This is a genomic window from Bradyrhizobium sp. 147, assembly GCF_023073935.1.
Classification (GTDB): domain Bacteria; phylum Pseudomonadota; class Alphaproteobacteria; order Rhizobiales; family Xanthobacteraceae; genus Bradyrhizobium.
In genome coordinates this window covers 124,309-142,644 of sequence record NZ_JADPKL010000007.1, presented here as the reverse complement: position 1 = coordinate 142,644, position 18,336 = coordinate 124,309, and the positions used below count along the sequence as shown (strand labels likewise).

18 protein-coding genes are annotated in these 18,336 nt (G+C 61.6%); 6 read left to right on the top strand and 12 right to left on the bottom strand.

Translation table 11 applies throughout. The features are described from left to right. A partial coding sequence (locus IVA87_RS02145) for a hypothetical protein (RefSeq protein ID WP_247332600.1) occupies nucleotides 1-300 on the top strand: 300 nt, incomplete at its 5' end. 1,208 nt (nucleotides 301-1,508) lie between these two features. Here IVA87_RS02145 and IVA87_RS35260 read toward each other — a convergent pair. The 10 genes from IVA87_RS35260 to IVA87_RS02100 all read right to left on the bottom strand — a co-directional run bounded on the left by IVA87_RS35260 (nucleotide 1,509) and on the right by IVA87_RS02100 (nucleotide 11,460). After that, nucleotides 1,509-1,853 carry a hypothetical protein gene (locus IVA87_RS35260; protein ID WP_346658331.1) on the bottom strand — a complete coding sequence of 115 codons (345 nt, stop codon included), beginning with the start codon at nucleotides 1,851-1,853 and terminating at the stop codon, nucleotides 1,509-1,511. Further along, a complete protein-coding gene (locus IVA87_RS35255) occupies nucleotides 1,759-2,001 on the bottom strand; it encodes a hypothetical protein (protein WP_346658332.1) in 243 nt (80 codons plus the stop codon). The genes IVA87_RS35260 and IVA87_RS35255 overlap by 95 nt, the downstream gene beginning before the upstream one ends. Before the next feature lie 1,696 nt (nucleotides 2,002-3,697). Next, complete coding sequence (locus IVA87_RS02135) at nucleotides 3,698-3,982, bottom strand: hypothetical protein (RefSeq protein WP_247332597.1); 285 nt, start codon at nucleotides 3,980-3,982, stop codon at nucleotides 3,698-3,700. A gap of 343 nt (nucleotides 3,983-4,325) precedes the next feature. After that, a complete protein-coding gene (locus IVA87_RS02130; protein WP_247332594.1) occupies nucleotides 4,326-5,036 on the bottom strand; it encodes a hypothetical protein in 711 nt (236 codons plus the stop codon). Next, nucleotides 5,033-5,509, bottom strand: a complete 477-nt coding sequence (locus IVA87_RS02125; protein WP_247332591.1) for a hypothetical protein — start codon at nucleotides 5,507-5,509, stop codon at nucleotides 5,033-5,035. The genes IVA87_RS02130 and IVA87_RS02125 overlap by 4 nt, the downstream gene beginning before the upstream one ends. Before the next feature lie 405 nt (nucleotides 5,510-5,914). Continuing rightward, on the bottom strand, nucleotides 5,915-6,367 hold the full coding sequence (locus IVA87_RS02120; protein WP_247332588.1) for a hypothetical protein: 453 nt from the start codon (nucleotides 6,365-6,367) through the stop codon (nucleotides 5,915-5,917). A gap of 75 nt (nucleotides 6,368-6,442) precedes the next feature. Continuing rightward, on the bottom strand, nucleotides 6,443-6,826 hold the full coding sequence (locus tag IVA87_RS02115) for a hypothetical protein (RefSeq protein ID WP_247332585.1): 384 nt from the start codon (nucleotides 6,824-6,826) through the stop codon (nucleotides 6,443-6,445). A gap of 367 nt (nucleotides 6,827-7,193) precedes the next feature. Continuing rightward, on the bottom strand, nucleotides 7,194-9,599 hold the full coding sequence (locus IVA87_RS02110; RefSeq protein WP_247332582.1) for a DUF3987 domain-containing protein: 2,406 nt from the start codon (nucleotides 9,597-9,599) through the stop codon (nucleotides 7,194-7,196). Between the two features lie 148 nt (nucleotides 9,600-9,747). Next, entirely contained in the window at nucleotides 9,748-9,948 is a 201-nt protein-coding gene (locus tag IVA87_RS02105) for a helix-turn-helix domain-containing protein (protein ID WP_247332580.1), read from the bottom strand. A 129-nt stretch (nucleotides 9,949-10,077) separates the two neighbouring features. After that, nucleotides 10,078-11,460 carry an integrase family protein gene (locus IVA87_RS02100; RefSeq protein WP_247332578.1) on the bottom strand — a complete coding sequence of 461 codons (1,383 nt, stop codon included), beginning with the start codon at nucleotides 11,458-11,460 and terminating at the stop codon, nucleotides 10,078-10,080. Nucleotides 11,461-12,734: 1,274 nt separating this feature from the next. Between IVA87_RS02100 and IVA87_RS02095 the strand changes: the two genes are divergently transcribed. Further along, nucleotides 12,735-12,929, top strand: a complete 195-nt coding sequence (locus IVA87_RS02095; protein ID WP_247332576.1) for a hypothetical protein — start codon at nucleotides 12,735-12,737, stop codon at nucleotides 12,927-12,929. A gap of 25 nt (nucleotides 12,930-12,954) precedes the next feature. Here IVA87_RS02095 and IVA87_RS02090 read toward each other — a convergent pair whose 3' ends face one another. Continuing rightward, nucleotides 12,955-14,121 (bottom strand): OpgC domain-containing protein, encoded by a 1,167-nt coding sequence (locus IVA87_RS02090; RefSeq protein WP_247332574.1) that lies wholly within the window; start codon nucleotides 14,119-14,121, stop codon nucleotides 12,955-12,957. A gap of 256 nt (nucleotides 14,122-14,377) precedes the next feature. On the opposite strand from IVA87_RS02090, the gene IVA87_RS02085 reads away from it, so the two are divergent. The 3 genes from IVA87_RS02085 (at nucleotide 14,378) to IVA87_RS02075 (ending at nucleotide 15,902) form a co-directional block, all read left to right on the top strand. Next, on the top strand, nucleotides 14,378-14,683 hold the full coding sequence (locus tag IVA87_RS02085) for an ETC complex I subunit (RefSeq protein WP_247300848.1): 306 nt from the start codon (nucleotides 14,378-14,380) through the stop codon (nucleotides 14,681-14,683). Nucleotides 14,684-14,893: 210 nt separating this feature from the next. Next, nucleotides 14,894-15,388, top strand: a complete 495-nt coding sequence (locus tag IVA87_RS02080; protein ID WP_247332572.1) for an Lrp/AsnC family transcriptional regulator — start codon at nucleotides 14,894-14,896, stop codon at nucleotides 15,386-15,388. Between the two features lie 364 nt (nucleotides 15,389-15,752). Next, nucleotides 15,753-15,902, top strand: a complete 150-nt coding sequence (locus tag IVA87_RS02075; RefSeq protein ID WP_247332571.1) for a hypothetical protein — start codon at nucleotides 15,753-15,755, stop codon at nucleotides 15,900-15,902. Between the two features lie 101 nt (nucleotides 15,903-16,003). Here IVA87_RS02075 and IVA87_RS02070 read toward each other — a convergent pair whose 3' ends face one another. Next, nucleotides 16,004-17,032: an AraC family transcriptional regulator gene (locus IVA87_RS02070; RefSeq protein ID WP_247332569.1), complete on the bottom strand. Its 1,029-nt coding sequence runs from the start codon at nucleotides 17,030-17,032 to the stop codon at nucleotides 16,004-16,006. A gap of 111 nt (nucleotides 17,033-17,143) precedes the next feature. Here IVA87_RS02070 and IVA87_RS02065 point away from each other — a divergent pair, with 111 nt between their 5' ends. Then, the gene (locus IVA87_RS02065) at nucleotides 17,144-18,316 is read left to right on the top strand and encodes an isovaleryl-CoA dehydrogenase (RefSeq protein ID WP_247332567.1); all 1,173 of its coding nucleotides are present in this window, start codon (nucleotides 17,144-17,146) and stop codon (nucleotides 18,314-18,316) included. Nucleotides 18,317-18,336 lie beyond the last annotated feature (20 nt).

Here is an 18,336-nt window from a genome sequence, read left to right as displayed (position 1 = left end):
AGATATGGCGCGCGCCCACTTTCAAATAGGAACTGCCGCCTCGCCACGGGTATTTCTGGCTGCACATCGGGCCAGGTCTTGGAGGCGTACAACGGCATCTCGACCGCGGTCGGCTGGCTCGCCCTGGGCCTGGTCGGCGCCGTGCTGGCGGCGGCCTTCGCCGTGCGCGCGACGATGCCAGCGGCTGCGAGCGGTGCTTCGCCGAGCCTACCGGGGGCCGCATCACTCTGCTGCCCCCTTTTTAAGGCGATTGCGGGATGGCGACTTCAGAATTTAATATATTATTTATTTATAATTTAATATTATCGGCCTTAATTGTAGCCTGAGACTTAGCCTAGAATGCTGGGCATCTCCCTCAGTCACGCATCTCGGGATAATCTGCAAGGACTCGGGTGGCATGGATCGAGATCACCTTGACGCGATGTCCATTGATGAATTGTGGGCGCTGCACACCGCAGTGGGGCAGGTCCTAGCGGTCAAGCTGATCGCAGCAAAGCGCGCCCTTGAAGAGCGCCTTAATCAGCTCGGCCGGAGAGCAGACCGGAAGCATCCGGGGAAGCACTAAGGCCGACAGAGCCTTCGGCGCGAGTGTTATAATTCGTGATTAATTTGATTAACTTAACTTATGCTTTTTGAGTCACTGCGTGATTTATTGTTGCCTCATTTATAACAAAAGCGCGGCGCGGCCTTCCCACCCCATTTCCCTTGCGCCCCGCTCGGAAGGTTCGGCCATGACTGGTCTCCATCATTTCCAGAATTCCCCAGCGTCAATGCGATCGGCCGCTCCCTTCGAATGGGCCAACTTGCCCGAGGCGGGCAATCGCGGCGGTGGAGCGGATGCCGGCGCTGTTCTTCGGCTCCGCTTCGAAACGCTCGCTGCTCAGATTGCTGAATTGGAAGCACTTCGCGAACGCGTCCTTGAGGCTGAGCAGAAGATCGCCTCTTCTGCCTCCGCTCCTGGTCAGCCGGCCGCGCCCTGAAGGCGGCGAATTTTCCCTAGTCTGCTGTTTAGCAGCTAGAGGCGCTCAGCCTGAGGGTTCATTTTCGCGCCGCCTTCCTTCTTGTTGACCTAAGGTCGGGAGCCGGTCCGCCCTCTGCATCAGCGATGAAGGGCGGGCCACGTCTTTTTGTTAAGAGAGAAAGCGCTGCCGGGCTCAAAATTCGCTGTCCCCCCGGCAGCGCTTTGTCTCAAAAACTGAGCACTGAAATCCCAGTTGGCTGTCACAGTGCAATGGTTATGTCACAGGCCTGTGACAGGCGCCCGCCGGTTCACGCTGGGACCTTCGTTCAATGCTCCCCCCTTTGGGCAAGCTCCATAAGGCGACGCAGTTCACGCTCCAGCTGCTCCAGCTCCCGAAGGCACCATCCCGTGTGGTCCAGTGTTTCCCTGATTTCGTCCGTCGTCGGCCAAGAAGTATCTTGGCGGCTTCGATTTGACTCCAGCAACTCCCTTAGCCTTTCAATGTCGCGTCTGACATTACCGATTTGCCTCTTCAGATCGGATCCAGTCACAGTTCGCGCTCCATAGCTGGGTGGGTGCGGTTTTTCACCTTGATCCAGTGCTTCTGGCGGCCGCCACGGTAGGGCCGATCGCGATGCTTAGAGACCAAACCTTCGAGCCCCATGCGACAAGCGGCGCGGAACAGGTCAGGCCCGATCTCGCCTCGCTCAAAGGGGGCCACGCTGATCCCGTCCCGCCGGCGAGCCAGTAGCTGCTCCAGATTTGTCTTCCGCCTGTGAAGCGGCAGGGACCGCAAATCATCGCCGCCCATGGCGAGGATATCGAAGGCGTAGAGCTGCACCTCGTGGTCGTGCTTGCGAGAATGCAGCGCGTTGAATCGAAATGCCGTCAACCCCGAGGATCACCGCTTCGCCATCAATGACAAAATGCTTCTGACGGTTCTTAAGCGCGGCTTCGGCGATCCAGGGATAGCGCTTTGTCCACTCTGTGCCGTTCCGAGAGAGCAGGCGGACGCGGTCCTCCTCCCGGATGACCAGCATCCGGTAGCCGTCGTGCTTGACTTCGTGGATCCAGTCCGGCCCTTCCGGGACCTGCTTGTCTGCGGTCGTCAGGCACAGCTCGTACCTCTTAATCATGCTCGAGCAGATAGATAGCTCGCCGCCAAAAAGGCAATCCCTGGTTCGCTCCACGGGGATCGGCAGCTTACAATCGTTGCAAATGTCGTCCGATTAACTATTAAATAATAAAAACGAAATTAAATAAATTAAATGATGGACCAGATTTAAAGTTGGATTAGGATGCGAATGCTTGGCGCCGGACGAACGCGTCAAGGACCTCCTAGAAGCGGCCCATCATCCTGCCCCCTGCTTACGCCCCCAAGGATGTAAGGGCCGCTTCTTTGGCAAATTGTGAGGCGAATCATGCAGTTCCTGTCACCAGTTGATTTGTTTGTCATCTCCGCAGCAACGGGTACGCTCCTACTGGTTGAGATCGGAGTTTTGATCATTGTGGGCGTGATCTGAGCCGGACGTCCCCGGTCAATTTCAATTCAGCGCTCCCAACGCGCGGGGTGCACTTTATGCCCCTCCATAGAGTCTACGCACTTCAGCACAGAGCCTTCCGAGCAACGCTCCCATGCTCGCGGGCGTGCGCCTGCTGCGTGCCTCTCTTCCACCCCTACTGAGAGGGGTCCGAGTGGGCGGAGAACCATCAACGTCATGCCCGAGGGCGCGAATGGCAACGCGGGCGCCTGGCCTCTGCTACCGTTTCCGGATGGCTGGTACGCCACGTGTTGATCTGTGATGCGGGCTCGGCCCTGCGGTGCTCAGCACGTAGCAGGCGGGCGCATTTTGAAAGCTTTCGATTGCCCACCATCCGCCGGTTCACGCTGGCGGGCTTTCCACTCGTCGAGTGGAGACCGTCTCGGCGGCTCGCCTTACCTCGGTGGGTGCAAATCGCCTTGAAGCCAGCGTCCGAGGGCCTTCGAGTACATAGGATCTTCATAAGCGGCGAGGATTGTAAGCACGTGGTTGCAGACGGCGCACTTAAAGCTGTGCAAGTCCACGCCTGGACGCTCTGGCTCGATGCTGACAAGCATCATATGAGCCTGGCACTTCGGGCAGGCGGGGCGCTCAAATGGAGGGGGAGAAATGTTGGATAACGGGTCTGGAGATTGGGCCATGGTGGGTGCCTCCCCAAAATCGGCGGGAGCACAACACTCTCTGTCACCGGTAGTGCCAGGGCGCGGACCGGGGATGATGGAAGTATGCGCCCCGGGGATCTCAAACGCGAGCTAATTCGCGTCCGGCCCGATCGATTAGGAGGGCGCCCCCCCCCGGAGCCGCTGGCCGCGCACGCCCGCAGGCTGAGGCGGTGAAGATCTAAGGTCCGTCGGTTCATGCTGGCGGGCCTTGTTCTCTTTTCCCGGAATGTACTTAGCCGCCTCCACGCCACATTGGGACAAGCTGGCGAGGAACGACTCGCCAGCCGAGGGAATTAAAATTTCGGTCTGTGGCGCGATCCTCCAAGTGTCGCGACATCCACCCGGGACGGCCCATCGTCTGACGCGCGTTTGGCGGTGGGTCGGTTCTCGCGGCTCATTGGCGCTCTCCTCCAGCACGGGAACTCGCGGCAATCGGTCGGATTGGTGCTGTGCTCCGGTTTAAAGCCCCCTGCGTGCCGGAGCGTCCCACGGACCCAGCAGCCGCCTGTTAGCTGGGGCCGCTTTTGGCGGGGCTATCGCGCGTTTCGATAGCCCATGATTGCAAGCTGCGGGTTGCCTCGATCGAAGTCAGGCCGGACGTCGGCGCCGCGGCTGCCGCAACCTACGCAGACGAAGCGCGGCTCGATATCAGACAGCCGCACCTCATTGGCCCAGCGGTCTGCGTCCAGTGCAACGTGATGGCCGCAGTGGCAATAGACCAGGATGCCGCGCACGCCCATGCGGCGCATCTCGCCGAAGGTGATCTTCATCGATCGGCCGTCCGCGTGCGTAGGCGTATGGCGTTTCGGGCGAGGCATTGCCGCATCGAAGCGCGTCGCTCGCGAGAGTCAAATTGTCGATTGGTAGCGGCCCGGAGTGGCTGTCCACTACTGAGCCAATTCGGTTTTGTTGACAAGTTCCATAAATCCGAAATTATTCTTGCGCCGGTTCCGGCTTGTGATTCCCTACACTTGGGAATCACACAGGGGGCTTATGCTCGACACGATCCGCACCAGATATCCTGGCGTCGTTGGCCGACTTGGACAAGTACGAAACCGCCGTTGAAATGTTTGCGGGCGGCGGTTGCCGTACCGAATTGATGACCACGCTTTTCGGACTCGGCATTCCGGGAGACCAGATCCGCCTGCTGGCGCCGAAGCATCAATCGTCTGGGTTGCTCCGCGGGAGTAGCGGCAGCGCCGGCTTCAGCGGCCGCTTCTTTGGATCCTTATGGTTGAAGTGTCCGCGCGTCGGCATTGGGATCATGTAACGCTTGCAGAGGTGACGTAGGGCAGTCTCGGTGATCCCGAGATCGGCGCCGGCGCGGATCATCGTCTTGCTCCACACTAGGTCGCGGAGCTTCGCTCGGCTTATCTTGACCTGCGTGCCGCGAATGCTGACATCAGTACCGCGGGTCCTCGGTGGCCGTTTGATCCTGTGCTTCCGCTCGAATGCCTTTGTGGCGCGGTCTTCCATCCTTGATCGGTAGCGCGCCAGGCGCTCGGGGTAGGGATATGGGAAGGGCGCGCACGCCTTCTTCAGTTTGTAATACCGCCGGGCCCAGGATTGCTGCTCTTTGTCGTCAAATGGGTAGCAGGGCAGGTCGACGACTCGAGCCCATGGGGCGCAGTCGGGCATGAAGCCGGGTCTGTTCAGGTCGAAGTCCCACCACAGGGCGTCCGAGAGTCGGATACGTTGCTGCGGAGTGGCTAGGTAATCGACCGTCTCAGCGCAGTATCTGGGGTGCCCCGATGGACCGCCGGCCACTGGCGCGATGATGCCGATGTTGAGGAGGCCTTCGAGCTCGTAGCCTTTAAGTTGGAGCCGCTCGAGGACGTCGTATTCTTCGTGGAGAGAAGGGGCCGAGGTCATAGTGCGCTGCCCGCTCCGGAAACTGACACGCGTGTCCATCTGATCGGGCGGTTAGCAAAGCTTGTGTTGAAATAGCCTTTTGGAGGTGTTGGCACCTCGTAAAGTTTGCAGACCCGCATAAGCACGTACTTCTTCATTCCAAGGCGTTTAGCCACCTCGGCCATCGGCGCATTCCAAACGCGCAGGCCCAGCTCAACTCGAGAGATTCCGGTGTACTTGGTGACCTCTTCGTTCTGCAGCGCGGCCAATCGATCGATCATTAGCTGGGCGTAGGCCGCGGCGAGCATCGCCTTCTTGATCTCAGGGGGAGGTTCGTGAGGTACGCTGAGCTCTAGAGCAGGTGGCGCTTCCAGCGGCAGCGCATCTTGAGAGCGGTCGATGGCGCGATCGTGCGGCAGAGGGGTCGGAAATTGGTCATCGGGAATGCCGGTGAATGGCTTGGCGGCGTTGAGCACTTCCTGTTCGTTGCGCATGCCTTGCTCTCCGCGAGCCCCAGCATGCGTTTCGGATCACTAAAACCGAGCTCGGTCAAATGTGAGAGTTTGTCGGCTTTGTCGACATTGCGCGAACTGCTTAGGACTGCGGGCTCCCTTGCGCTCATGTCGGCTTTTGTCTGGTGGGCTGTTATCGCAAAACCCGGCGCGCGAGTGTGCGTCACTCCGAATCGGTCGGGATTGCCGGCATTGAACTCTATCGATTTTGTGCGTTTTGGCGATTTCCCGTCTGCGACTTCGGCGCCTCGGGATGAATATCGCGGGACCTCTTCGGTCGTCCGCGGTACTCTGCGTTCTGTTCGCCTGAGCAGTTAACTTTTCGCGGCGCGACCGCTCCCCAGTGGAAGATCGATTCGGGGAGGGGCGGGCGCATACCGCCCGCGATCAGGCCGGCGGCTGAGCTCGAATTCCGGCTGCCGACAGGCTGTGCAGCATCTCATTACGGCCGAATAAGTTGAGGTATCTGGCGTCTTCGCCAGCCATCGCGAGGACCTTCCGCTTGATGAACTCGTCGGCGTATTCGGTGCCCTGTGCCTGGGCGACTGCATGGTATTCCGCGTTGAGCTTAGCCAACAAGCGATCACGCGACCAACGAATGATTGCCTGCTGAATTCGGACAATCCAATAAGCCGCGAAGACTGCCGTGCCGGTGACAAATAGGGCGATGTAGCCTGGTTCGAGCCAACTCTGCGGTATTTGGTGCGCGTTGAGAATGACGTAGGCCCACGCGCCCGCCTCTTTGGACCAGAACAGCACTGCGCCTAGTATTCCGCCGAGCAGCGCGATCGCGCCGGCAAATCCTAGCGTGAACACCGTGTAGAACTGGCCGCGCGGCATCCGGAAGACCTCCGTTCTGAGCTCAACGCCAGATTGCCGTAGCTCGAATGCCCCTGCAAGCCCACAGAAGACCGCTCAGTCGAGGTACGAGGGGCGCTGGACGCGTTGCAGGGCAGGGATGGCCTGATTGATCGCCCGCTGCCGGCGAGCCGCCAGGCGCGCCGCAGCGGTCGGCTTCTTAAGTCCCGTCTTCGGGCGCTTCTTCCTGACCTTCTTGACCGGGATAGGCACACCGGGAGCGTGGTGGAGCTCGCAGCGTTTGTTGAGCTGTCCTTTGCGAAGCCTGCTCTTGGTCGAGAGAGCCCTGAAGATCCGCTCGCAGCCAGGCTCGGCACAGCCAGACTGATAGCGGATCATCTCGACGTAGCGGCCATCCTGGGTCCAGTGATCCTTGGTCCCGAGGATCTGGTATTGCCGGCCGCGGGACTTGAAGACGCGGCCAGGGGTGAAGCGGTTCATTGATGTCTCTCCGTATTGTGGGCGCATGCCGGCGACGTGGATGGAGGCAGAAGCCGACGCCGGCGCCTCCACTGCGGTGGAGCGGCCAGCGGCGAGGGTGTCAGCGGTGTCAGCGGATTCCGCCTAAACAGGCTCAGGGGAAAATAGAGGGAGGAGGGGGTAAAAAGCCTTGGTGTATCCGCGCGCGCAAGTGACACCGCTGACACCCCCGCCGCTGGCAAGGGCTTCAAGGCGTCATTCCTGTCAGCGCTGTCAGCGGGTGTCAGCGCATCGACGCATGCGCAGCCCGCCCTGTCGTACGGCCCACCAGCATTCAAAAGCGCTGACAGCGTTGACACCCGCTGACACCGCTGACAGCCTCGCATTTTCATACCGCAACTCCCGAGGCAGCCCGCCGGCTTGCTGCCGCGACCGCGATTTCACCGCGGACGGCGTCGCGGCGTTCTGTCTCTGCGCGTTTGACCTCGTCGAAGCGTCCGTCATAGACAGCCGGGTTGATGCGCCAGCTGGCAGGGTCGGAGCTCGTCATTCGGAGCCAACCGTCTGCCTCAAGGCGTCCCATCACCGCGAGGAGCTGCTTCCGATTCCGGCCCAGGCTGCGCGGTCGCGCTCTGCCGATCTCCCTGGCGGTTACGCGTTCCAAATCACGGGTGAGAATGTACCCGGCGACCCACCGGACCTCGTGATCGTTGCCGGCGCCGTCGAGCACGGCGGTATGGATGAACAGGGCGTGCGCGTAGAGAAACTCTTCGACGTATCGTCGAGCCCGCTTGGCGGTATCGGCCGAGATGAGTTCGTCGGGCGGTGTTTCCAGTGCTTCCGCGATGATGGCCCACTCGATCAGATGAAACGCTAACGCGTAGCGGCCGAATTCAGCGTCCGCCTTGGCCAGCCACGTCTTCAGACCTGAGGGGACATCGGGACGGGCCATCTCGCGCAACTTGAATGCCTTAATGGCCCACAGTTCTTCCGCGGCTCGCTGGTCGAAGCGGTAGGTCGCCTCGTCGAGGCCAGCAAGTGCCAATGCGACACGGGGAATAGCTGCCTCGATGGCGGGGACCTCGGGATTGTCTTCGCCCAGCCCGAGCTGGCGGATGGCGATGAGGGCGAAACGTTGAAGCAGACCGTCGGTTGCGAGGTCGGACGCAAGCCTGGCGATGAGGTCGTCTTGAATGCCTCCAATGATCGATACCGCCAAGTTTGGCGCCTCGACAGAACCACGACCTTGTCGATCCACGCGGTAGGGAGCGCCTTCCTTCGCCTCGAGCCAAAGCGCCCGGTCTTTGGAGCCCTTCGACCGGTAGGCGTCCATGCCCCCCAACCACCCCGACAGCTCGTCGGAATACTGGATCAACGGTGCGACTTCCGGCGTTTCGGCCAGTCGTGTGACAATCGCTTCCGTTGTGCTGTCATTTGAGATTTTCGATCGCGACTTCGGCGGAGTTGGCTTCGCGACGATGTCCGCCGGATGCTGATCCTCCTGGGCCGGCTCTTCGGTCTTTTTCTTTCTCGACTTTTGTGCCGAAAATGCGAGCTCAGCCCGATCGTACTCAGACAGCTCCTTGGCGAAGGCCGCCGACCAGCTTTTGTTGACCGGATTGGCGAAAGCAAGCGCCGCCTTTACCGCTGCCGATTTGGCTGAGCCTGGGTCGCCGACCAGCGCGGTCCACAGTACGCAGAGCACCGACCAGGAGCTCCGGTTTTGATACATTTGCAGCCGATTGGTCGCGGGGATCAACGAACCCACCACGGCGACCGCGGCAGCAGTAACTGCGTCGGAATTTACGCCCAGCGATCGCGCGCGATCTTTTCCGAAGGCGTTCAGGAAGGGCGGTACGATACCGTCGAGCATGTCTGCGGGCGGCTTCTCCTGCTTCCACAGGTCAGCAGGTTCGCCCCAATCGCCGGCCGGCTGCGGTCGCGAGTCGACTTCGACAGGCTCGAATTCCACTTCGGCGCAGGCGATGCCGGGAGGTTCTTGCGCATAGGTGTAAGCGTTGTTCACACGGAACTGGATGTGCTCTTGCCCTTTGGCTTCAGCCGGCGGCCAGTGATCCATCATGAGCTCGAGGCACTTCTCTTCGCTGATTCCCAGGCCTCGGACGTGGCAGGCGACAGCGTATGTACCGTGTTCAGGGGCTCCGCCGGCGAGATACGCTATCGCGCGCTCGACGTTGGCCGGCTGGTCAAGTGCTACTAGGGGAATGCGGCGGTCGAGCGCAGTTCCCTCGCGAGGGCGGCCGCAAGCCATGGCCCATGCGGGGGGAAGCTCCGCGATCCCCTCGTTATTCAGCAGATCGTACGTCTTACCGTCGATCGTGCTTCCACAGCCAACGACATAGCCGCCAACGCATTTGACATCGACGCCCGGGCCAAGCTTCGAATTGCTGTTCCCAAGCGGCCAAGGCGCTACAAAGTAGCGGTGTTGGCCCCCGGATGCGGTGCTAAAAGTTGTCGTTCGCGGTAGCTCGCAAAGCTGGTTCTCGAGCTCCGCGATTGATTGCATCCCAGGCTTGCCTCCCTTCGTGTCGATATCGACGACGACAAGAAAGCCGTTCCGAAAAGGTAGACCGGTGCGGATACCGATGTTGCGAGCGCGATGCTGGCCAGACCATAGCTTCTTGATCCGGACCGGATCTCGACTGGCGACGTCTTTCCAGTTGTCGCTCAGCGCGGGTATTTTCTGGTTAGGGAGTAGCGGGAAAACGTCGAACCCCAGCTCGGCAAGGCCAAGGGCGGTTCGTTGATTGTCAACGATCGTTGTGCTATTCATCTCTCAGGTTTTCGATTTTGGCCCCGTTCGACCTGGCAGTCGGCGGGGCCAATCTTTTGGCGCCCGCGGGGGCGTGGCGGTATTGGCCCTCATGTCTGGTGTGTTGGAAATGTTTGGCCCGTGGAAGCGCACTACGGCGCTCAACAACTCAGGCGGCGGCCTCTTCTGATGTCGACTTGCGCCGCCGGCTCCACATCCAAGTGTCTAAGTCGGTAACATCGTAGACCACCTTGGACGGAATTGGGGTGATGTAGGGCGGGCCGCCGCCGCGCACACGCAGGCGTTCGAGCGTCGCAGTCGATAGCCGTACGTGCTTCGCCGCTTCTTTGGTGTTCAGGAATTGCTGCATTGATCCTTTCTCCGTTTGAGTGGCGCCACCTTCAGAAAGAAGCTGGCGCCCACCACTTGGATCAGATGCTAGCAACGACCATCAGAAGCCGTCTCCCCTTGCATTTGTGGGTTTGTCGATTTTAGCGATTCACAAGCCCACAATTCTTCTCTCCACATCGACGATTTGTACGACGTTGTCCCCAGCGACCGGAAGGAGCGTGCGCGTAACCGGCTTAGTGCCAATAATCTTGCGGAGCTCGGCTTCTAAAATCGTAGCAACCGAACGCTTCTCTGGGAGCATGTCGTACTTGTCGTAGGTCGCGGTAACGTCGCCCTCGAGGTGATCAAGCAGCGCTTTGACATCTTCGCGCTTGGCTCCCCCGCGGCGCGCGATCGTCGCGGCGGTGCGACGGAGGTCGTGCGGCGTGAAGTGCGCCATGCCGAGATGCTCGCGAATGCCCTTGCGCGCCGGCTTCTTTCCCTTGGCCGGCCGGCCGTTGAGCGCGGCCGACAACGCGTCACGTGTAATCGAAGATTGTTGCCGGCCTAGTTCCATCCCGCTGTCGTCTGTGGCTTCGTCGGCGCCTGCCGCGGACGGAGTTGACCAGGAACAGAAGACCGCGCCTTGATTGTCGTGCGCAATCGCCTCCCTCACGCCGGACATGGCCAATGCATTCAACGGGACAATCACTTCGCGGCGCTTCTTCACCCGGTTCTTCGGAATGTGATACTGCGGATCCTCGCTGGTGAATCCCACCAATTCCGAAGTGAGCAGGCCAGCTGACTGCCCGGGGCGAACCATTGTCGCCAAGATGAACCTAAGGGCGAGGGCGACCGAGCGCCCGGCCGGCAACTCCGGATCATCCAAGCCCCACCAAAGGGTCCGAATCTCCTCGTCGTTCAAAACGCGCTCCCGGGGCGATTCCTGGTAGCGCCGGCGCATATCCGCGACTGGATTGGCCGGAACATGCTTGCGCCCCGGCTCCTTGGCCCAAGAAAACAGGGTGTGCAGGACCGATTGAGTTCGGTTCGCCCCAACGGGCGCCGTGGCGCCGATCTCCTCAAGCAGCTCGGCGACATCGTCATCGGTGATTTCGGAGGCAATTCGGCGCTTCCACTTGGCCCGGGGCTTCTTCAGGTAGCCTTCGTCATTCTTCCAACTCGATTTCCGGACCTTGGCGTATTGGTCCAGATACAGTTGCGCGAGCTCATCGAAAGTCAGTCGGTCCCGCTTGGGCCGATTCGCCCGCTTCTCCGCGGAGGGGTCGGCGCCGTTGGCAATGTTGCCCAGCAGGATTTTGGCTTGCGTTCGGGCGGCCTCCGGCGCCAGCTTGCCGACGGCGGCCACGGTGTAGCGCCGTACTGGCGCCGTCCGGCCGGTTCCCGCTCGATAGACAATGATGAACGACTTGGCGCCGGTGGGACGGACCCGCACCCCAAAGCCGGGTAGCTTGGAGTCCCATACCGTGTACTCGGACGCCTGCTTTTCCAGGCCGTCGACCAAGGTCTTTGTGATGGTTTGACCGCTCATTTGCCCTCCGGGAAGCACGGGGGAAGCACCGCGGTGCCAATCACAGCAGGCGTGGGATAGCGGTAGGTTATGGCCTGACGGGTTTTCCTCGCAGGCTTAGGGTCCCTGAGGGTGCCCGAGGGCGGAGGAGGGAATAGCTGATATGTTTTGGGTACTGCAGGTCGTTGGTTCGAATCCAGCTGCCCCGACCAGTCCCGACGTGCGCCTCAAGCATCCCAGGCCGATACCCAAGCCTAAGCTTAGGGCTTCGGGGCCGCGTCAGAACAACAGCCAGGCGACGAGGCGCCAAGCAACCCAGGCGAGGGCGCAGATCTAGCCCAGCATGGCGATGCCCGCGAGGCCGAGTCCGCCGAGCGCAAGCAGCGAGTTTCCGGGCTCCGGCATCTCGACGGGATTCTCCGGCGTATCGACTTGGCTCCCAGCGTTTCCTTGCCCTGCGGCCTGGCATTGGTTGGTTTTGGCTCGTTCGCGACAAGTTCACCGGCCGCGCTCCAGCTCATATGGACGTGCGACGCCGTCTGTGCAGGCGGGCGCACGCTGGTTGCGGACACCCTTTGGCGCTCATCCTCGTTGCCGCGGCGACTTCGGTGCGACGCTTCAAGCGGTTGCGGTCCTCAGAGCGGCGCAGAATTTCCCGACGCTCTTCGAACCTTCTGAGCGCCGCCAGTGACATATGCGTGTTGGGGATTTCAGCGCCCAATGCCTAACGGACGCCGCCGAGCTATGATACTCCGCTTGCGCGGCGTTGCGCTTTTCAGGCATCACTGTTCAGATCTCGCCAATCAGCTCGAGGCGTGCCAGCCGGGCGGAAATGGCACGAACGACCAGACCGTCTGGTTATCGTTGGCCGCCTTCGGCGGCTGATGGGCGGACGTGTTTACGATCGGAACAGGCGCCGTCGATCGCAGTGCCAAGCGCAGACATGCACATTGCAAATTCATTGTGGTCGCCCCGGCCGGTCAATTGTTTTCAAAATACGTGTCGGGTCAAAAACACGCGCGTCCTCAAATCGGCGCGCTCTCAAATCACGCACGCATTCTAGAAAAGTCGACCGCGGCTTTCAACCAATCTCGCCGTTTGCGCACGAGAAGTAAGGTTGACCGGTTAGGTTAAAGGCGAGCGGTTGTTGCGGCCGCCTCAGTGACTGTTATCACATCAAGCACGGCTCGCGATGGGCTGCCGGAAATCCGCGCTCGCACCGGGGACACAGGCCGTGGCAGCGCGCGCCTCAGTTGAGTTCTGCGCGGGTGACTTCTGCGCCAGTGAGTTCTGCCATGTCTTTCGATCGCAATTCCAAGACCGCCGGTCCGCAGTCGAGCTGGACCGAAATCTGGCATCTCTGGACCGTGATCGTGCCGCGCCGTTCGATCAACGGGCAGCTCGTGTACGGCAAGGTCTGGCGCCGCCATGACGGCCGCGACTGGATCTACAAGAAGTTCACCGAGTTCGACGGCGAAGAGGCGGCCTGACGCGGCATCGGCCGCCGCGTCAGGATCAGGCGGCCTTCGCTGCCGGCTTGGAGGGTGGCGGCTTCAATGGCTTGTCCTGCTTCTTCGACCAGGAGATGTAATAGGCCACCGTCGCCATGATCGCGATGCCGGCGATGCTGACGAAAAGCTGCGCAAGCAGCGAGCCCGAGCTCATCGACAGTTCGAAATGGCCGACGAAGGAGAGGAACACGCCGACGCAGAACACCGCGAGTGACTGCTGGCCGCAGACGATCAGCGGATCGAACACCTTCCACTCCAGGCCCGGCCACTCTTTTGGCACGAAGCGGATCACCAGGATTACGATCACGACGAAGTGGATGAAGCGGTAGGGCGCGAGGTTGGTCTTGTCGTTCGGGTTGAAGGCCGAGAACAGCCACTGCGGGAACATGCCGCCGAGGGTCGGGAAGCGGCCAGCCATGGTCATGATCAGCGCGAAGGCGAGATAGGCGAGGCAGAGATAGAGCGTGACCGGCGCATTGATCAGCGCCATCGAGCGCCGCGCGCCGCCCATGGCGCACCAGGCCCCGAACACGAACAGCACCTGCCAGCAATACGGGTTGAAGTACCACTGCCCGGCCGGATAGGCCGTCAGATTCCAGCCGAAATGACGCGCGGCGAGCCACAGGACGATGGACAGCGCCATCGTCACGTCGGGTTTGCGCAGCATGAACCACAGCACCGGCGGGAACAGTCCCATCAGCACGATGTAGAGCGGCAACACGTCGAGATTGAGCGGCTTGAAGCGCAGGAACAGGCCCTGGCGCAGCGTCTCGGTGGCGTTGTCGACGAGGCCGGCGACGTTGAACTCGTTGATCATCTCGGAATCGCCGAAGCGCAGGGCGAGATAGCTGATCGAGGCGATATAGATCACGAACAGGATGATGTGGGCGACATAGAGCTGCCAGACCCGCTTGGTCAGCCTTGTGGCGCCGACGATGAAGCCGCGCTCCAGCATCATGCGCGCATAGACGAAGGACGCCGTGTAGCCGGAGATGAAGACGAAAAGATCGGCGGCGTCGGAAAAGCCGTAATTGCGCGTCGTGACCCAGTTCACAACGTTGTCGGGGATGTGGTCGAGGAAGATTGCCCAGTTCGCGACGCCGCGAAACAGGTCGAGCCGGAGGTCGCGACCCTTTTCGGGAAGCGTTGCGCTGATGTTCAGGAAGGCCATGCAACGAGAGCTTTCGGAAGGAACAAATACGCTGATGTCGGGGAGGCAATGGCCTCGGGCGGGGTCCCGGCGCGGAAGGCGGGTACGCAATTGTCACGGTGCAGCATAATGACTATACCCGTAAGCTAGGGCACCCGGGGAGCCGGAATCACCGAACATTCCTCCAATGGTGTCTCTATACTATCCCCGAGGTTTCCACCAACTGCCACCGTGACGCATCGAAATCGAGCGAAAGACCAAGAGGCCCCGACCACCCATGACCGCACGCATTTTCAAGCCCGCCAAGAACGCGATGCAATCCGGCCGGTCCAAGACGAGGGAATGGCAGCTCGACTACGAGCCGGAGCAGCCGCGTTCGGTCGAGCCGCTGATGGGCTGGACCTCGTCCGGCGATATGAAGCAGCAGATCACCCTGCGCTTCAACTCTAAGGAAGAGGCGGTCGCCTATTGCGAGCGCAAGGGGATCGCCTACCAGGTGATCGAGCCGCAGGAGTCGGTGCGCCGGCCGGTCGCTTATGCCGACAATTTCTCGTTCCGGCGCGGCGAGCCCTGGACGCATTGAGGAGCGGGCGAGACTGCGCCGCGTCCAAACGACGTCAACTCGTCATGCCCAGGCTTGTCCCGGGCATCTACATTTCAGGGAGCGCGAAAGAACCTAGATGGCCCGGACAAGGCCCGGCCATGAGGCAACCAGTGGCTCTGGCCCTTGGCAGCTATTCCGCCGCGTGCTTCGCTGGTGCGAGGCTTGACGAGCTCATGGGCGAGGTGGGGTATGGCGGGGCGTGACCAGCTCGATGGCGTCGATCTGAAGATACTGTCCGAGCTGCAGCAGGACGGGCGGGTTCGCAACAACGAGCTGGCGTTGCGCGTCGGGGTATCCGCGCCCAACTGCCTGCGGCGGCTGAAATCGTTGTTCAGCCGCGGCGTGATCCGGGCGGTACGCGCTGTCATCGACGAACGGCGGCTCGGTTTTGAGGTGGTGTCGTTCGTCTCGATCCAGCTCGGCAGCCAGGCCCAGCCGGTGCTGGAGGCGTTCGAGAGCTCGATCGCCGCAATCCCGCGCATCCAGCAGTGCTGGCGGATTTCGGGCGACACCGACTATCTCCTCAAATGCGTGGCCCCGAGCGTCGAGAGCATGCGCCAGCAGCTCCTGCATTTCGCCGCGATGCCGAACGTGAAGAACGTCCGCAGCTTTCCGGTGCTGGGTGTCGCGAAGGACGTGCCACTGCCGTTACAGGAGGTCGCCGTGGCGGCGCCGGCAGGATAGGATCCGAATACTCCGGTCGCACAAATCGGTATTTCATGCAATCCGAATTACAATACGTGAGTGAATCACCTAACTGTGACATGTGATTTGCGAAGTCTTGCAATGCGCTCAGCCGTGATTGTCGGTTCCCGGGCGCCGCTTAGATGCAAGGTGTGAACCTCAGCGTGCCTGCCATGCCGAGGACTCTTTTGTGGGACCCTGAAGCAGGAAAGACACCATGACATCGATTTCGAAGACGTTCGTCGCATCCGCTGCGACGCTGTTTGCATCTGTGTTTCTGATGATGACCGCACCCGCAGCACAGGCGGAAGAATAGTGCATTACGAACGGCGCCCAGGCCGCGCATGGCTGCGGCTATCCGACGATGGAAGCGTGCCGGGCCGCGGCCGGCGGCATCGGCGGCACCTGCTCGCAGAGCGGCGGCGCGAAGACCGCGAGCGAGGCGTTCGCCTTGCAGCCGAAGCAGACGCAGTCGCGCAAGCTTCGGTCCGGCGGGCAGACCAATTCGAACTGACGTTGCAATCGAGACTGGCTCAGAGATGTTACGGCCTCCGAGAATCATCTCGGAGGCCGTCAATTGTTGACGACCACGCACCGCGTGCGCTCGCGTGTGCCTCACCGATAGCGGCCGCGAAATTCGCGCGGGCTCGCGCCGGTCCAGGTACGGAAGGCGCGCGAGAAGCTCTTCTCGTTGCGGAAGCCGGCGATCTCCGCGATGCGCTTGATCGGGGTGCGGCCGCGCATCAGCTCCTGCTTGGCGAGCTCGAACTTCGCCTCTTCCTTGAGATCGCGCAGTGAGGTGGCCTCCTCGTGCAGGCGTCGGTGCATGGTGCGTGTGGACAGCGCGAGCTCGCTCGCAACATCCTCGGCACCGAGGACCCGCCCACGCGCATTGCGGAGCACGCGGCGGACGCGCTCGACCAGCAGGCGGTCGCGCCGATAGGGCAGCACGGTCAGCCGCAACGCGCCTTTGAGCATGTTGTCGAGGTCGGCCGCGGTGCGTGTGAGCGGCAGCGAGAGATAGTGCTTGTCGAAGATGATCGCGGCGCGGTCCGCGTCGAAGCGGATAGTCCGGCAGAAGATGGTCGGATAAACCGAGACGTGGCCGGGCTCCGGGTACGGAAATTCAGCCGCGCGGAGCGCGATCTGGGAGTCGACCGCCCAACACGAGAAGCCGAGCACGTAGCGGAACAGGGTGACCAGGCAGAACTCGCGGAATGGCCCGAGGTCACGGAGCTCGCGGATCGACACGACGGCCGTCTCTTCGCCAACCTCGAGATCGAGCAACACATCCTCGGTCACCAGACGGTGATGCCGGCACCATCGCTTGAGCGCGACCTCCAGCGTCGGTGCGGTGATGGAGGCCCGGCACAGCATGCCGTAGGTGCCCCAAGGCAGCCGCCGCGAGAACCAGCCGAGCGCTTCGTCGTCGAGCTCGCGCATGGCATGGCCTGCCAGGGCCTCGAACTGAGCGGCGGTGATCCGCCCATCCGGAGAATTGACAAGGTCCAGCGCTACCTGACCCCGGCTCAGCGCCTCCGCCGGATCGCGGCCGTATCGTTCATAAGCGGCGACCACGCCGCGGACGAAGGCGGCAGGGGTTACGGCGCGGCGCGGGATCGCAGTGGCGGCTTGAAAAGGCATCGGAATTCCCTTGGAAAATCCTCGCCAAGTTTGGCGGAAAATGCAACCTTTTCGACCGCAAGAGCGCCTGGGCCCCGCTAGGTTCGGAGGCCAAAATACGGAGGAATCGCCTTGAACATCCCGAGCATCGACTTCGATCTGGGCGAAGACATCGGCATGCTGCGCGACACGCTTCGCGCTTTCGTGGAGGCGGAGATCACCCCGCGCGCTGCCGACATCGAGAAGGCCAATCTGTTTCCGGCGGACCTCTGGAAACGTTTCGGCGACCTCGGCCTGCTCGGCATGACCGCGCCGGAGCAATATGGCGGGTCAAACATGGGCTACCTTGCCCATATCGTCGCCATGGAGGAGATTTCGCGCGGCTCGGCTGCCGTGGGGCTCTCCTACGGCGCCCATTCCAATCTCTGCGTCAACCAGATCCGCCGCAACGGGAACGACGCCCAGCGCCAGCGCTATTTGCCGAAGCTGATCTCCGGCGAGCATGTCGGCGCGCTCGCGATGTCGGAGCCCGGCGCCGGCTCCGACGTGGTCTCGATGAAGCTGCGCGCCGACAAACGCGGCGACCGCTACGTGCTCAACGGCTCCAAGATGTGGATTACCAATGGCGGCGATGCCGACGTGCTCGTCGTCTACGCCAAGACCGATCCGGAGGCCGGTCCGCGCGGCATGACCGCCTTTCTCATCGAGAAAGGCTTCAAGGGATTCACCCACGGCCAGCACCTCGACAAGCTCGGCATGCGGGGCTCCAACACCTACCCCTTGTTCTTCGACGAATGCGAGGTGCCGGAGGAGAACGTGCTCGGCAAGGTGGGCGAGGGCGTCAAGGTGCTGATGTCCGGCCTCGACTATGAGCGCGCGGTGCTGTCAGGCGGCCCACTCGGCATTATGGCGGCCTGCATGGATGCGGTGGTGCCCTACATGCACGAACGCAAGCAGTTCGGTCAGCCGATCGGCGACTTCCAGCTGATGCAGGGCAAGCTTGCCGACATGTATTCGACCTGGCAGGCCACGCGCGCTTATGTCTATGCGGTGGGGCGCGCCTGCGACCGTGCCGATCACGCGCGCAGCTTGCGCAAGGATGCCGCTGCCGCGATCCTCTATTCCGCGGAGAAGGCGACATGGATGGCGGGCGAGGCGATTCAGGCGCTCGGCGGGGTCGGCTACACCAGCGAATTTCCGGTCGGACGTCTGTGGCGCGACGCCAAATTGTACGAGATCGGCGCCGGCACCTCGGAGGTCCGCCGCATGCTGATCGGCCGCGAGCTGATGGCCGAGACGGCTTGAAACGCTTCACCTCATTGGAA

Bases quoted from the DNA above. Each gene is read 5' to 3' on its own strand.
- IVA87_RS02135 (WP_247332597.1), bottom strand. From the start codon at position 3,982: ATGCCTCGCCCGAAACGCCATACGCCTACGCACGCGGACGGCCGATCG.
- IVA87_RS02090 (WP_247332574.1), bottom strand. From the start codon at position 14,121: ATGGCCTTCCTGAACATCAGCGCAACGCTTCCCGAAAAGGGTCGCGAC.
- IVA87_RS02070 (WP_247332569.1), bottom strand. From the start codon at position 17,032: ATGCCTTTTCAAGCCGCCACTGCGATCCCGCGCCGCGCCGTAACCCCT.
- IVA87_RS02095 (WP_247332576.1), top strand. From the start codon at position 12,735: ATGTCTTTCGATCGCAATTCCAAGACCGCCGGTCCGCAGTCGAGCTGG.
- IVA87_RS02110 (WP_247332582.1), bottom strand. From the start codon at position 9,599: ATGAATAGCACAACGATCGTTGACAATCAACGAACCGCCCTTGGCCTT.
- IVA87_RS02120 (WP_247332588.1), bottom strand. From the start codon at position 6,367: ATGCCGCGCGGCCAGTTCTACACGGTGTTCACGCTAGGATTTGCCGGC.
- IVA87_RS02115 (WP_247332585.1), bottom strand. From the start codon at position 6,826: ATGAACCGCTTCACCCCTGGCCGCGTCTTCAAGTCCCGCGGCCGGCAA.
- IVA87_RS02075 (WP_247332571.1), top strand. From the start codon at position 15,753: ATGGAAGCGTGCCGGGCCGCGGCCGGCGGCATCGGCGGCACCTGCTCG.
- IVA87_RS02125 (WP_247332591.1), bottom strand. From the start codon at position 5,509: ATGCGCAACGAACAGGAAGTGCTCAACGCCGCCAAGCCATTCACCGGC.
- IVA87_RS35255 (WP_346658332.1), bottom strand. From the start codon at position 2,001: ATGCTGGTCATCCGGGAGGAGGACCGCGTCCGCCTGCTCTCTCGGAAC.
- IVA87_RS02100 (WP_247332578.1), bottom strand. From the start codon at position 11,460: ATGAGCGGTCAAACCATCACAAAGACCTTGGTCGACGGCCTGGAAAAG.
- IVA87_RS02105 (WP_247332580.1), bottom strand. From the start codon at position 9,948: ATGCAGCAATTCCTGAACACCAAAGAAGCGGCGAAGCACGTACGGCTA.
- IVA87_RS02085 (WP_247300848.1), top strand. From the start codon at position 14,378: ATGACCGCACGCATTTTCAAGCCCGCCAAGAACGCGATGCAATCCGGC.
- IVA87_RS02080 (WP_247332572.1), top strand. From the start codon at position 14,894: ATGGCGGGGCGTGACCAGCTCGATGGCGTCGATCTGAAGATACTGTCC.
- IVA87_RS02130 (WP_247332594.1), bottom strand. From the start codon at position 5,036: ATGACCTCGGCCCCTTCTCTCCACGAAGAATACGACGTCCTCGAGCGG.